Raw genomic sequence first — 647 nt, 5'->3', positions numbered from 1 at the left:
GCCAGCGTCTGCTGCGAAATCACATCGGGAGGCGTGACCACGGCGGCGATGACTAAGGCCACCACCACGAAGTAGCCGCGGAAAGCCTTGAGCTTCTCGATCTCGACGAGCTTGAAACGCACCAGCAGCATCACCACGATGGGCACCTGGAACGCCAGGCCGAAGGCGAGGTAGAGCGACAAAATGGCTTCGACGTACGACGCGATATCCGGGGTCGCGGCGACGCTGTCGGGCGTGAAGCCCTGGATGAAGCCGAACATCTTGTCGAGCACGAAGAACTGCACGAAAGCAATGCCGACATAGGCCAGCAGGCTGCCGAACAGGATCAGCGGCAGCGCAAAGCGCTTTTCATGGCTGTACAGGCCGGGCGAGACGAAGGCCCACATCTGGTACATGATCCAGGGCAGCGTGGCCAGCACGCCGACCATGCCAAGCACCTTGATCGGCACGAAGAACGGCGTGAACACGCCGACCGCGATCAGTTTCGCATTCGGCGGCATATGCGCCTTGATCGGCTGCGCGATGAAGTCGATCAGCCCGTTGGGGCCAGGCCACAGCGCCAGGATCGCCACCGCCAAGGCAATCCCGTAGATGCAATAAAGCAGGCGGTTGCGCAGCTCCAGCAGATGCTGCACAAATGGCTGCTC

At 61.5% G+C, this 647-nt stretch carries 1 protein-coding gene; it reads right to left on the bottom strand.

From position 1 onward, the window contains the following. Positions 1 to 647 (bottom strand): twin-arginine translocase subunit TatC (tatC, locus tag D3H34_RS33410; protein ID WP_286186593.1); only part of this gene is annotated, 647 nt, incomplete at both ends.

This window comes from Acidovorax cavernicola, assembly GCF_003581445.1.
This window is presented reverse-complemented; position numbering and strand designations above follow the sequence as displayed.